This is a genomic window from Agrococcus citreus (assembly GCF_039527715.1).
Taxonomy (GTDB): Bacteria; Actinomycetota; Actinomycetes; order Actinomycetales; family Microbacteriaceae; genus Agrococcus; species Agrococcus citreus.
Map to the genome: position 1 here is coordinate 833231 of NZ_BAAAKK010000001.1, position 13007 is coordinate 846237.

10 protein-coding genes, 2 tRNA genes and 1 pseudogene are annotated in these 13007 nt (G+C 71.0%); 6 read left to right on the forward strand and 7 right to left on the reverse strand.

The window, feature by feature from the left end; translation table 11 throughout:
- Positions 1-103 precede the first annotated feature (103 nt).
- Positions 104-1921, forward strand: a complete 1818-nt coding sequence (arsA, locus tag ABD106_RS04105; protein WP_343917568.1) for an arsenical pump-driving ATPase — start codon at positions 104-106, stop codon at positions 1919-1921.
- A gap of 70 nt (positions 1922-1991) precedes the next feature.
- Here the strand turns inward: arsA and ABD106_RS04110 are convergent.
- Positions 1992-2069: transfer RNA gene (locus ABD106_RS04110), tRNA-Pro, on the reverse strand.
- A gap of 172 nt (positions 2070-2241) precedes the next feature.
- The gene (locus ABD106_RS04115; protein ID WP_343917570.1) at positions 2242-4041 is read right to left on the reverse strand and encodes a redoxin domain-containing protein; all 1800 of its coding nucleotides are present in this window, start codon (positions 4039-4041) and stop codon (positions 2242-2244) included.
- A gap of 157 nt (positions 4042-4198) precedes the next feature.
- On the opposite strand from ABD106_RS04115, the gene ABD106_RS04120 reads away from it, so the two are divergent.
- Positions 4199-4894: a fasciclin domain-containing protein gene (locus ABD106_RS04120; protein ID WP_343917572.1), complete on the forward strand. Its 696-nt coding sequence runs from the start codon at positions 4199-4201 to the stop codon at positions 4892-4894.
- A gap of 172 nt (positions 4895-5066) precedes the next feature.
- On the opposite strand, the gene ABD106_RS04125 is transcribed toward ABD106_RS04120, so the two are convergent.
- Complete coding sequence (locus ABD106_RS04125) at positions 5067-6479, reverse strand: GH1 family beta-glucosidase (RefSeq protein ID WP_343917574.1); 1413 nt, start codon at positions 6477-6479, stop codon at positions 5067-5069.
- A 92-nt stretch (positions 6480-6571) separates the two neighbouring features.
- Between ABD106_RS04125 and ABD106_RS04130 the strand changes: the two genes are divergently transcribed.
- Positions 6572-6645: transfer RNA gene (locus tag ABD106_RS04130), tRNA-Gly, on the forward strand.
- Positions 6646-6658: 13 nt separating this feature from the next.
- Here the strand turns inward: ABD106_RS04130 and ABD106_RS04135 are convergent.
- A complete protein-coding gene (locus ABD106_RS04135) occupies positions 6659-7162 on the reverse strand; it encodes a hypothetical protein (RefSeq protein ID WP_343917576.1) in 504 nt (167 codons plus the stop codon).
- A 98-nt stretch (positions 7163-7260) separates the two neighbouring features.
- Between ABD106_RS04135 and ABD106_RS04140 the strand changes: the two genes are divergently transcribed.
- A complete protein-coding gene (locus tag ABD106_RS04140; RefSeq protein ID WP_343917578.1) occupies positions 7261-7911 on the forward strand; it encodes a hypothetical protein in 651 nt (216 codons plus the stop codon).
- A gap of 63 nt (positions 7912-7974) precedes the next feature.
- On the opposite strand, the gene ABD106_RS04145 is transcribed toward ABD106_RS04140, so the two are convergent.
- From ABD106_RS04145 to ABD106_RS04155, 3 genes are read right to left on the reverse strand one after another with little or no spacing between them, the layout of a single operon-like run.
- Positions 7975-8970, reverse strand: a complete 996-nt coding sequence (locus ABD106_RS04145; RefSeq protein WP_343917580.1) for an Fpg/Nei family DNA glycosylase — start codon at positions 8968-8970, stop codon at positions 7975-7977.
- Between the two features lie 15 nt (positions 8971-8985).
- Positions 8986-9471 (reverse strand): ribose-5-phosphate isomerase, encoded by a 486-nt coding sequence (locus ABD106_RS04150; protein WP_343917582.1) that lies wholly within the window; start codon positions 9469-9471, stop codon positions 8986-8988.
- Positions 9471-10115 (reverse strand): mycothiol-dependent nitroreductase Rv2466c family protein, encoded by a 645-nt coding sequence (locus ABD106_RS04155; protein WP_343917584.1) that lies wholly within the window; start codon positions 10113-10115, stop codon positions 9471-9473. Before ABD106_RS04155 ends, ABD106_RS04150 begins: the two co-directional genes overlap by 1 nt.
- Before the next feature lie 154 nt (positions 10116-10269).
- Here ABD106_RS04155 and pepN point away from each other — a divergent pair, with 154 nt between their 5' ends.
- Together pepN and ABD106_RS04165 are read left to right on the forward strand one after the other, a co-directional pair.
- Positions 10270-12810 (forward strand): aminopeptidase N, encoded by a 2541-nt coding sequence (gene pepN, locus ABD106_RS04160; protein ID WP_343917586.1) that lies wholly within the window; start codon positions 10270-10272, stop codon positions 12808-12810.
- A gap of 14 nt (positions 12811-12824) precedes the next feature.
- Positions 12825-13007: pseudogene (locus ABD106_RS04165) on the forward strand (mechanosensitive ion channel family protein); the annotation flags it as partial.

A 13007-nucleotide genomic window follows, 5' to 3' on the forward strand; every position in this document is an offset into this window, starting at 1 on the left:
CGCCTTGCGCCGCGCGCGGAGGGCCTGCGCGGAGCGACTGGCCTTCCGGTGCCGCGACGGCTCCATCACCTCGATCGCGACGGGCGCGTACCGTCGGCACCACATGTCGAAGACACTGCGGCAGGAGCAGACGGTGACGGGAACCCCCGACCACGCGCGGATGCGTTTCCTCGAGCATCTGCCGCGCTTCGTCTTCTTCACGGGCAAGGGCGGCGTCGGCAAGACGTCGGTCGCATGCGCGACCGCGCTGGAGCTGACCGCGTCCGGCAGGCGCGTGCTGCTGGTCAGCACCGACCCGGCATCGAACATCGGACAGGTGTTCGGCATCGTCATCGGCAACGTCGTCACGGGTGTTCCTTCGGTGCTGGGGCTCTCGGCGCTCGAGATCGATCCGGAGCAGGCGGTGGCCGACTACCGCGAACGCATGATCGCGCCGGTCCGCGGGCTGCTGCCTGACGACGAGATCGCCGCGCTCACCGAGAGCCTGTCCGGCTCCTGCACGACCGAGATCGCGTCCTTCGACGAGTTCACGGGCCTGCTGACCGATGATGCGGGATACGGCGGATTCGACCACATCCTCTTCGACACAGCGCCCACCGGTCACACGATCCGTCTGCTCCAGCTGCCCGGTTCATGGACCGAGTACCTGACGACGGGCGGCGACGCGTCGTGTCTCGGGCCGCTCTCCGGACTCGAGAAGCAGAAGACGGCATACGCCGACGCCGTTCGCGCACTCACCGACCCCTCTCGCACGCGACTGGTGCTCGTCAGCCGGGCCCAGCCATCCGCCCTGAACGAGATCGATCGCACCTTCGCGGAGCTCGCGGCGATCGGGATGAGCGAGGGCTACGTCGTGATCAACGGGATCCTGCCCGAGGTCGCCGGAGACGAGCCGATCGCGACCGCTGTCCGGGCACGGGAGGACGCGGCGATCGCTGCGATACCGCCCCGGATCGCCGGCCTGCCTCGCGATCTCATCCAGCTCCAGCCCGCGAACATGGTCGGCGCGGAGGCGCTCGCCACACTGTTCGCTCCAGCGGCACGGGCCGCGGGCTCCCGAGGAGACCAGCCGACCGACACGCCTTCCGACGCTCCGCTGGTGATGCTCGTCGACCAGATCGAGCGCGACGGACCCGGCCTCGTGATGTGCATGGGCAAGGGCGGCGTGGGCAAGACGACCATCGCGGCGGCGATTGCCGTCGCGCTTGCGCACCGCGGGCACGATGTCCTCCTGACCACCACTGACCCCGCTGCGCACCTGACCGAGACGCTTGCCGGCGACGTCGAGCACCTGACCGTCTCGCGGATCGATCCCGAGGATGCCGTGCAGCGCTACCGCGCGCATGCCATGGCCACCAAGGGCAAGGGGCTCGACGAGGAGGAGCGAGCGGCCCTGGAGGAAGACCTCCGATCGCCCTGCACCGATGAAGTCGCGGTGTTCCACGAGTTCTCCCGGGCGATCCACGAGTCACGACGACGATTCGTCATCATCGACACTGCCCCCACGGGGCACACGCTGCTGCTCCTGGACGCGGCTGGCTCGTATCACCGCGATATCACTCGGCAGATCGGCGGGAAGGCGACCTTCGTCACCCCGCTCATGCGGCTCCAGGACCCTGAACGCACCAAAGTGCTGCTGGTGACGCTGGCGGAGACGACTCCGGTGCTCGAGGCCGAAGGCCTCCAGCACGACCTCGAGCGCGCAGGCATCCACCCATGGGCCTGGGTCGTCAACAACTCCATCGCCGCCGCGCATCCCCGATCGTCGTTCCTCGCGCTGCGTGCCAGCCATGAGGCGGAGCAGATCGCCCGAGTCCGTCAGACCGCGAGCCGAGTGGCGCTCGTGCCGCTCCTCGAGCGCGAGCCGATCGGCGCCTCTCGGCTCCTGACGCTCGCTGAGGGCGTGCGCGACGAGCCCTGACCAGCTCGCATCCCTTCTCGCGGCGCTGAGGCGATGGGCAGACACGAGTCACCGTCGAGCGGGCCAGCCGTGGTCGGGGCGACAGGATTCGAACCTGCGACTTCCCGCCCCCAAAGCGGGCACTCTAGCCAAGCTGAGCTACGCCCCGTACGGGATCGCTCCCACACGAGTGGCGAGTCTACCGGGGGCGAGCGCGCGCGGCCGCCCACGCACGCCCCGGCCGGGCACGGGGATCGACCCCTTCCTCGCTCCTAAACCCCGTTATCCGGGTCCAGGAGTGAGAAAGGGGTCAACCCTACGGGCGAGGAGCCCGTGACCGATCACCCGAAGGTGAACGAATACGCCTCGATACCGGCGGGCACCGTCACCTCGATGGTCCCCTCGCCGCCGGCATCCGCTCGCAGCAGCTCGTACGACCTCGGCGTGCCCGAGACCGCGAGCTCGACGCGCTCGCCATCGACATCGGCGACGACCGTGCCGTCCCCCGCCAGCACCATCCGCACCTCCTGGCCGCTGTACTGCAGGCGGATGCGCGCCTCGTCGCCCCGCGGCGTCGCGAACTGCGTCTCGAGCTGCCAGTCGCCGTCGAGGGCGAACGTGTCGCCCGGCTGCTCGGCCGGGTAGGCGAACGCCTCGGTCTGCGCCGAGTAGCGCTCCTCGCCGCCGAAGTTCTGCACCTTCGTCGTGCCGAGGTACGACTCGGGCGTGATCGCGGCGTTCTCGGGGGTGTCGTCGCTCAGCTCGGTGACCGGCGGCAGCTCGACGCCGGGGTTCGCCTGCTCGAGCAGCTCGCGGATCATCTGCTCGCCCTCCCGGTACTGCCCCTCGCCGAAGTGCACGTTGCGCACGGTGCCCTCGGCGTCGATGAGGTAGCGCGCGGGCCAGTAGGCGTTGCGGTAGTTCGTCCAGGTGGACAGCGAGTTGTCGATCGCGACCGGGTACTCGATGCCGAGCGCCTCGGCGCCGGCGACGACGTTGGGGCGCTCCTTCTCGAAGGCGTACTCGGGGCTGTGCACGCCGATCACCTGCAGGCCCGCATCCGCGTAGGCGTCGTGCCACGCGTTCATGTGCGGCGTGGAGCGCTGGCAGTTGATGCACGAGTAGGCCCAGAAGTCGACGAGCACCACTTGGCCGCGCAGCTCGGCGAGGTTGATCGGCTGGTCGCCCTCGGTGTTGAACCAGGAGTCGATGCCCCGGATGCTCGGGGCCGTGCCGCACTCCTGCAGCTCGGTCGCGCCCGGGTCGCATAGGTCGAGGTCCTGGTTCTCCTCGGTCTCGAGACCGCCGATCGAGATGGCCTCCTGCACCTGGTCGTTGCCGGCGATGTACTCCTGGATGGCCGAGGTGTAGTCGGGCACGAGGCGCTGCAGCCGGGCCGGCACGTCGAAGACGAGGCCGAGCGCGAGCAGCAGCATGAGCGCTCCCGAGACGATGCGGATGATGCCCTGGCGCTTGCGGAACGCCGCGATGCGCTCGGCGAGGCCGCGGCCCGCGAGCGCGAAGAAGAGCAGCGGGAGCGCCGCACCGATCGCGAACGAGACGGTGAGCACGACCGTGTCGATGCCGATCTGCCCTGTGGAGCCCGCGACCGTGATCGCGGCGAGCACGGGTCCTGCGCACGGCACGTAGACGGCGCCGAGCGCGAGGCCGAGCGGGAAGCCCTGCAGCCGACTCGACTTCTCGCCTGCCTTCTGGAGGAAGGGCAGCTTCTCGAAGGGCTTCTCGAGCAGGTGCTGGAACCGCGGCACGATGAGGCCGACGCCGATGAGCGCGAGCACGATGATGCCAGCCCAGCGCAGCACGTCCTGCGGGAGGCCCAGGAGGCTGAGGATGAGGCTCGCGACGAGCGTCATGAGCGTGAAGCTCACGACGATGCCCGAGATCACGAGGTAGGGGCGCCAGCGGGAGACCGTGCGCACCCTCGGCCGAACCCGCGTGGCGGTCGCGAGCCCGCCCGCTCCATGGCCGTCCGCGTCGTCGTCGGCCGACGCATCCGCCGCTCCGCTCGACCCGCGCGCGGACTGCATACCGCCGGAGAACAGGATGACCGGCAGCACCGGGATGATGCATGGCGAGATGCCGGTGATGAATCCACCGAGCAATCCGATGAGGGCGAGCATGGTGCCTCCTAGGCAGGTTGCACTCTCTTCGGCGCCGAGGCCCTGCCGGATGGAGCCGGTCGCGTCCGCGAGCGCTTCCAATCCGCTTCGAGAGGAGCTCCGAACCCCTGGCATCACCGGCTCACGGCCGGACAACCACCAGGGAAGGCAGAGCCAGATGCTCACCAAGAAGAACCCCAAGCTCGCCGGGCTCGTGCTCGCCAGTGCTGCGACCTTCGTGCTCGCCGGCTGCTCGATGGGCGGCTCGACCACGGCCGACGAGACCATGGAGCCGACGACGGCGCCGATGACCTCCGAGGAGCCGATGGAGTCGGAGTCGGCCGAGGCGATGGACCCCGCCTACGACAACCTCGTCGGCGCCGGATGCGCGATGTACGACGAGCAGGTGCCGGACGGCGCGGGCTCGATCGTCGGCATGTCGCAGGACCCCGTCGCGGTCGCTGCCTCGAACAACCCGATGCTGACGCAGCTCGTCGCGGCGGTCTCCGGCCAGCTGAACCCCGAGGTCGACCTCGTCGACACGCTCAACGGCGACGAGTTCACCGTCTTCGCGCCGGTCGATGACGCCTTCGCCGCGCTGCCCGCCGAGACGGTCGAGATGCTCCAGACGCCGGAGGGCGCCGAGACGCTCAGCTCGGTGCTGACCTACCACGTGATCCCCGGCCAGATCGCGCCCGACGCGATCGCCGGCACGCACATGACCGTCCAGGGCGAGGAGCTCATGGTCGACGGTGAGGCCGACATGATGATGGTCAACGGCGACGCCGCGACCGTCGTCTGCGGTGGCGTGCAGACCGCCAACGCGACCGTCTACCTCATCGACTCGGTGCTCATGCCGCCGTCGATGGGCTGATCCAGCACCACACGCACGCACGAAGGGGCCGGTCCGCGAGGACCGGCCCCTCCGCTGTGCCGTCTCGAGCCTTGCGGACCCCGTCCACCGAAGCGGACCTGGTGCACCGGTCCCGATCGGTGGGAGGGGTCCCGTTGCGGGCCAGGAGACCGCGGCGCGGCACGGCGGCTAGCTAGAGCGAGCGCTCGCGGATCATGCGCGAGAGCTCGAGCCCCGAGTCCTTCACGGTGCGCTCCTGCGTGTCGTAGTCGACCCGCACGATGCCGAAGCGCTTGTGATAGCCCCACGCCCACTCGTAGTTGTCCATGAGCGACCAGTAGAAGTAGCCGTGGACGGGCACGCCGGCGTCGATCGCGTCGAGCACGGCGCCGACGTGGGAGCGGAGGAACTCGACCCGCTCCGCGTCGTGGATGCGCGGCTCGCCCGTGGCCGCATCCGTCTCAACCTCGTCGTCGTAGGCGGCGCCGTTCTCGGTCACCCACAGCTCGATGCCGCGCGAACCGGTGTACTGCTCGTGCAGCCGCTGCAGCAGCGCCGTCAGGCCTGCCGGGTTGACCTCCCAGCCCATGTTCGTCGTCGGCACGTCGCGCGGGTGCACGTGCACGCCCTCGGCGGCCGGGTAGGGGCTCGCGATGGGCCGGTCGGTCGGCGCGTCGTTGACGACCGGCACCGCGGGCACCTCGAACGAGACGATGTCGTCGTGGTAGTAGTTCACGCCCAGCACGTCGATGGGCGCCGAGATGATCTCGAGATCGCCCGGCTGCACCACGGCGTCGAGGCCGAGGTGGCCGACGTCGGCGAGCAGCGACTCGGGGTAGGCGCCCAGCACGATCGGCTCGATGAAGAAGCGGTTGTACTGGTCGTCGAGCCGGCGCGCGGCGTCGACGTCCCGGGCGCTCGTCGGGTCGACCGGCGATGCGGGCTGGAAGTTGAGGGTGATGCCGACCCGCTCGGCGCCGGCCTCGCGCAGCGCGGTGACCGCCATGCCGTGCGCGAGCAGCAGGTGGTGCCCCGCCTGCAGGCCCGCCTCAGCGCTCTGCCTGCCGGGCGCGTGGGCACCGGCCGTGTACGAGAGGAACGACGAGCACCAGGGCTCGTTCATCGTCGTCCAGTTCGTGACGCGGTCACCGAGCGCCTCGTGCACGGTGAGGGCGTACTCGACGAAGCGGCTCGCAGTGTCGCGGCTCGTCCACCCGCCGAGGTCCTCGAGCGCCTGCGGCAGGTCCCAGTGGTAGAGCGTGAGCCACGGCATGATGTCGGCGGCCAGCAGCTCGTCGACGAGCCGCGAGTAGAAGTCGAGGCCCTTCGGGTTGGGCTCGCCGCCGTCGGGTCGCACGCGCGCCCAGCTCGTCGAGAAGCGGTAGGTCTGCAGACCGAGCCGCTGCATGAGCGCGACGTCGTCGGGCATCCGGTGGTAGTGGTCGCATGCGACGTCGCCGGTGTGGCCGTCGATCACGGCACCCGGGACGCGCGCGAACGTGTCCCAGATGCTGGGGCGGCGGCCGTCCTCGGCCGCGGCGCCCTCGATCTGGTAGGCGGCGGTCGCGCCGCCGAGGATGAGGTCTGTGGGGATGCTGCGGTGCACCGCTCGAGCGTATCCCGACCGGATGCGGCTGTCGGATGCGCCGCCGGGATGCGGTAGATTCGTCCAGTCCCGCTGTCTGCAGACGGCGGTTCGCGGGCGTAGCTCAATGGTAGAGCCTCAGTCTTCCAAACTGATTACGCGGGTTCGATTCCCGTCGCCCGCTCCACCGCAGCCGTCGATCACCGCGTGAGCAGCAGCGCAGGCTCCTCCGCCTCGATCGACACCCAGCCCTGCACCTCGCTCCACGCGAGCGGTGCCTCGTCGTACATCGGCTCGATGATCGACCACATCGCTTCGTGGTCGCTGCCGTAGTAGAAGACCTCGTAGACCTCGCCGTCGGATCCGTTGCCGTCGAGATAGCCGATGCCCGCGTCGAGCAGCGCGTCGCCCGCCGCGAGCTCGACCATGAACATCTCCTCCCACGCGGGGTCGTCCGGCTCCGCGGGCACGTCGGAGAACCGCATGATGATCGATTGCCCGACGTCCTGGAGCACGGGATCGACGTCGTCCCAGTGCTCCTCGAGGCGCTCGCCGTGCTCCTCGTCGGTGATGGGAGCGCCGACGGCGATCGAGGAGGGCGGAGGGAGCACGACGCACGCGGTGAGGCCGAGGAGCGCCGACGCTGCGACCAGGCTCGCTGAGAGCGCGGCACGGCGTCGCGCCGTCGCGTGGATCGCGAGCATTCGAAGGTCCTCCGCACTCATCGGTCGTGCACCCTCGCGAGCATACGGGCGGGCGGTCGGCGCGCTCGCCTCACAGTCGCACGCAGTAGCGTTCCGGTGTGCAGGAGAGGCTGATCACCCGTCCGCGCAGGCAGGGCTCCGCCCGCCTCGGCGCGGCGCTCGTCGGTGCTGTCACGCTCACGCTCGTCGCGTGCGTCGCGACGCCGCCCTCGACGCCCGACGACCCGGCCATCCCCACGACGCCCTCGCCCGCCTTCACCGACGTGGCGCCCGCGCCGACGACGAACGGGCCCACCGATCCCCCGGTGCCGACGACCGCGCCCGGCGAGTTCTCGTACGGCGACACGGTCACGATCCACACCGACCGCGGCTCGACCTGGGAGGTCACCGCGATCCGCTCCATCGACCCCGCCAACAGCCTGGCCGCGTCGACGGGCGCGACGCCGCGCGCGGGCGAGCGGTTCGTCGTGCTCGAGCTGGAGATCGCGAACGTCGGCGTCATCACGACGCATCCGATGCACGACATGACCTTCGCCTACCAGCCGGACGGCGGGCCGTTCACCGACCAGAACTCGGCGTCGACGGCGGCAGCGCCGAACGACCTCGGCTACATCTGGGACTTCGCGCCCGGCGACCGCGAGGTCGCCGAGGTCATCGTGGCCGTGCGCGAGGACGACCCGACCGGCTCGTGGGTCATCAGCCCGTCGGAGTCGGGGATCGACGCGGCGACGCTGTATCGGTGGCGCTGACCGACGCAGGGGCGTGATCTCGACTCGCGCGCGACCCGGGGGCCGCGAGCGGCTCGATCGGCGTCAGAGCTGGCAGCCGGGGCACCAGTAGAGCTTGCGGGCCTGCATCGTCTCGAGCGCGATCGACGTGCCGCAGCGGCGGCACGGCAGGCCCTCGCGCTTGTAGACCCAGTGCCGGTCGGCGCGGTTCGCGAGCGCCGCGGCACGCCGAGCGCCGCGGAGCCCGTCGATCGTGAGCATCTGCCCGGTCTCGACGCCGACGCGCAGCAGCTTCACCCAGTCGCGCCACAGGGCGCGCAGCTCGTCCTCCGGCACCGCGCTGCCCGGGCGATGCGGGTCCATGCGGGCGCGGAAGAGCAGCTCGGCCCGGTAGACGTTGCCGATGCCTGCGACGACCGACTGGTCCATCAGCAGCTGCCCGATCGCCTGGCCTGATCGCGACGCGCGCGCGACGAAGCGGTCCTCCGCGCGACGGCGCGACTCGGTCGGCGCCTCCGGGTCGGGACCGAGGCGATCCGCGAGCGCGCGCACCTGCGACGGCTCGAGCACCTCGCACACGGTCGGTCCGCGCAGGTCGGCGACGGCGGCGGAAGTGAGGATGCGCACGCGCACCTGGCCCACCGGGTCCGGCGGGAAGTCGGCCACCTCGCTCGCCGTCTCGCGCTCCCCCGCACGAAGGCGCGCGAGGCGCGGAGCGCCGATCGACGCGATCGAGTCCTCGTGCTCGCCGTCCATGCCCGCGGCTCCGCGCATGCCGGTCTGCCCCATCCGACCGACGCTCGCGAGGATCGTCGGGTCGACCGAGATCGCACCGGCGAAGTCCCACGCGCCGTAGATGCCGAGGTGCACGTGCAGCACGCGGTCGGGAGCCGTCGCGGTGCCGTCGAAGCCGAGCAGCAGGTGCTTGCCGATCGCCTCCGACGACGTCATCGTGCGCCCGTCGAGCTCTGCCGCGCCCACCTCGAAGCGGCCCTGCGGGCTCGACACCGCGGCCCGGCTGCCGACGAAGTTCGCCGCGAACTGCCGGGCGATGCGATGGACGGAGTGGCCCTCAGGCATGCGACACCGCGGGCATCAGCGGATCTCGTGGCCCGCGATGCCGCCCGTCGTCTCGTACTCGCCGAGCTGCGCGACGCGGCGCGCGTGCCGCTCCGCACCCGTGAAGGGCGTCGCGAGGAACGCGTCGATGATCGCGAGCATCTCCTCCTCGGAGTGCTGGCGCGCCCCGACGGCGACGACGTTGGCGTCGTTGTGCTCGCGCGCGAGCTCCGCGGTCGCGAGGCTCCAGGCGAGCGCGGCGCGCGCACCCTCGACCTTGTTCGCGGCCATCTGCTCGCCGTTGCCCGAGCCGCCGAACACCACGCCGAGCGCCTCGACGCCCGCGCGCTGGTCGCGCACGACCGCGCGGGCGGCGTTGATGCAGAAGGCCGGGTAGTCGTCCTCGGCGTCGTACGCCGCCGGGCCGTGGTCGATCGTCTCGTGGCCGAGCGCCTCGAGGTGCGCGACGAGCCGCTTCGACATCTCGAAGCCGGCGTGGTCTGTGGCGACGTGGACGCGCATCACGCCTCCGTCTGCTCGTCGAAGACCGGACCGCGGGTGCGCGAGCGCTTGAGCTCGAAGAAGCCGTCGACGGATGCGGCGGCCACGACGCCGTCGAAGAGCCGCAGCGCCTCCTCGCCAGTCGGTGCGGGGCTCACGACCGGGCCGAAGAACGCGACGTCGCCGACCGCGACGACGGGCGTGCCGACGTCGTCGCCGACCAGGTCCATCGCCGCCTGGTGGGTGGAGTGCAGGGTCTCGTCGTGCGCATCCGTCTCGTCGGCGAGCGACGCGGCGAGACCGACCTCGGCGAGCGCCTCGGCGATGATCGCGTCGTCGTCCTTGCGGTGGCCGGGGTGGATGCGCGTGCCGAGCGCGTCGTAGAGCGGCTTCACGATGTCGTCGCCGCCGGCGGCGCGAGCGGCCGTCACGAGTCGCGTGAGGCGCATGCTGCGCGGCATGCGGGCGCGGTACGACTCGGGCAGGTCGCGCCCCTCGTTGAGGATCGCGAGGCTCATCACCTGCCAGTCGACCTCGAGGCCGCGGGTCTCGGCGACCTCGCCCAGCCAGCGGGACGTCATCCACGCCCACGGGCAGGTCGGGTCGAACCACATCCGCACGCGCGGCTGGGGGTCGGTGGCTGCAGGCAGCGTCGTTGCACTCATGCCTCGATGGTATCGACGGCACGGCTGGGCACGGGGCGGCCGGGACTACGCTGGACCCACTTGTACAGCGTTCCACTGCACCGGTGCCTCCCACTGCTCAGCGCCACGATCGCGCCGCACGGAGGCACTGCACGAATCACCGAAGGAGTCCAGCGTGCCCGGAGAGAACCTCACTCGCGTCGAGGCCCAGGAGCGCGCGGCGCTCGTCCAGGTCGAGAGCTATGACGTCGCCCTCGACCTGACGACCGGGGACGAGGTGTTCCGATCGACGACGACCGTGCGCTTCACTGCCGAGGCCGGGGCGTCGACGTTCATCGACCACATCTCCCGCACGGTCCACTCGGTCGCGCTCAACGGCACCGAGCTCGACGTCGCGAAGGTCAACGACGGCGTGCGCATCCAGCTCGACGACCTCGCGGCCGAGAACGAGCTCACGGTCGTCTCCGACGCGCTCTACGTCAACACCGGCGAGGGCCTCCACCGCTTCGTCGACCCCGTCGACGGCGAGGTCTACCTCTACTCGCAGTTCGAGGTGCCCGACTCGCGGCGCGTGTTCGCGGTGTTCGAGCAGCCCGACCTCAAGGCGACGTTCCGCTTCACCGTCACCGCACCGGCCCGTTGGCAGGTCGTCTCGAACCAGCAGTCGCCCGAGCCGGTCGTCGACGGCGAGACCGGCACCTGGAGCTTCGAGCCCACGCCGCGCATCTCGAGCTACATCACCGCGCTCGTCGCCGGCCCCTACGAGGTGACGCGCTCCGAGCTCACCTCGAGCGACGGCCGCGTCGTGCCGCTCGGCATCTTCTGCCGCGCCTCGCTCGCCGAGCACATGGACGCCGACTACATCTTCGACATCACGCGCCGCGGCTTCGCCTTCTTCGAGTCGCAGTTCGGCGTGCCCTACCCGTTCGAGAAGTACGACCAGCTCTTCGTGCCCGAGTTCAACGCGGGCGCGATGGAGAACGCCGGCTGCGTCACGTTCACCGAGTCGTACGTGTTCCGCGCCCAGGTGACCGACGCCATCCGCGAGCGCCGGGTCGTCACCGTGCTGCACGAGCTCGCCCACATGTGGTTCGGCGACCTCGTCACGATGCGCTGGTGGAACGACCTGTGGCTCAACGAGTCGTTCGCCGAGTGGGCGTCGACGCTCGCGACCGCCGAGGCGACCGAGTGGACGAACGCCTGGACGACCTTCCAGGCGATGGAGAAGACCTGGGCGTACCGCCAGGACCAGCTGCCCTCGACGCACCCGATCGTCGCGGAGATCCGCGATCTCGAGGACGTGCAGGTCAACTTCGACGGCATCACGTACGCGAAGGGCGGCTCGGTGCTCAAGCAGCTCGTCGCCTGGGTCGGCCTCCCCGCCTTCATGCAGGGCGTCGGCGCGTACTTCCGCAAGCACGCGTGGGGCAACACCGAGCTCGCCGACCTGCTCACCGAGCTCGAGGCCGCGAGCGGCCGCGACCTCGGCGAGTGGAGCCGCCTGTGGCTCGAGACCGCGGGTGTCAACACGCTCCGCCCCAAGATCGGCACGACGGCCGACGGCATCATCACCTCGTTCGTGATCGAGCAGACGGCGCCGGCGGAGTGGCCGACGCTGCGACCGCACCGCCTCGCGATCGGCTTCTACGAGGAGGAGGACGGCAAGCTGCGCCGCACCCACCGCGTCGAGCTCGACGTCGACGGCGCCGAGACGGCGGTCCCCTCGCTCGTCGGCCACATCCGGCCCGCCCTCATCCTCGTGAACGACGACGACCTCGCCTACGCGAAGATCCGCCTCGACGACGACTCGATGCAGACGGCGCTCGAGAGCCTCCGCGACATCGAGGACCCGCTCGCGCGGGCCCTCGTCTGGGGCGCAGCCTGGGACGCGACCCGCGACGCCGAGACGCCCGCGAGCGACTACGTCGAGCTCGTGCTCGCCAACATCGGCGCCGAGACCGAGTCGACGACCATCCGGCTCGCGCTCTCGCAGCTCGGCCTCGCGGCGCGCTCGTACGTGCACCCGTCGCGCCGCGCCGAGACGATCCGTCGCGTCGGCGACGGCCTGTGGCAGCTCGCGGCAGCGGCCGAAGCGGGGTCGGATGCGCAGTTCCAGTTCGTGGGCGCATTCGCGGGCCTCGCATCGACGCCCGAGCACGTCGAGGCGCTCCGCGGCCTGCTGAGCGGCGCGACCGCGCTCCCGAGCCTCGAGATCGACGCCGACCTGCGCTGGCAGCTGCTCGACGGCCTCGTGCTGAACGGCGCTGCGGGCGCGGCGGAGATCGACGCGGAGCTCGCGACCGATGACACCGCGACCGGCCGCCAGTTCGCCGCTCGCGCGCGCGCCACCATCCCCACACCGGAGGCGAAGAAGGCCGCGTTCGCCTCGGTCGTCGACCAGGCGGGAGCGTCGAACATGATCGTGCGCTACACCGGCCTCGGCCTCGCGCACGTCAACGACGCCTCGGTGCTCTCGGGACTCGTCCCCCGCTACCACGACGCGATCGGCCAGGTGTGGGAGTCCCGCACCTACCAGGTGGCCGAGGCGCTGCTCGTGGGCCTGTACCCGGCGTCGCTCGCGAACGAGGAGCTCGCGCAGGCGACGCGCGGCTGGCTCTCGGCGAACACCTCGGCCGTGCCCGCGCTGCGGCGCATGCTCGTCGAGCACCTCGCCGGCGTCGAGCGCGCGCTCGCCGCGCAGGAGCGGGACGCCTGATCGGAGTCGCGGGGATGTTCGAGACGAGCACGCCGGACGGCGTCGACTGGGCGGCGGTCGCCACCTGGTGGGAGGCATGGGGCGCACCCATCGGCATCCTGCTGGTGATCGTCGGCGCATTCATCGCGTTCCGGATCGTCAGGACGGTCATCGGCCGCGTGGTCGGCGGCGTCGTGAGCGGTGTGAAGCGCCGCGCC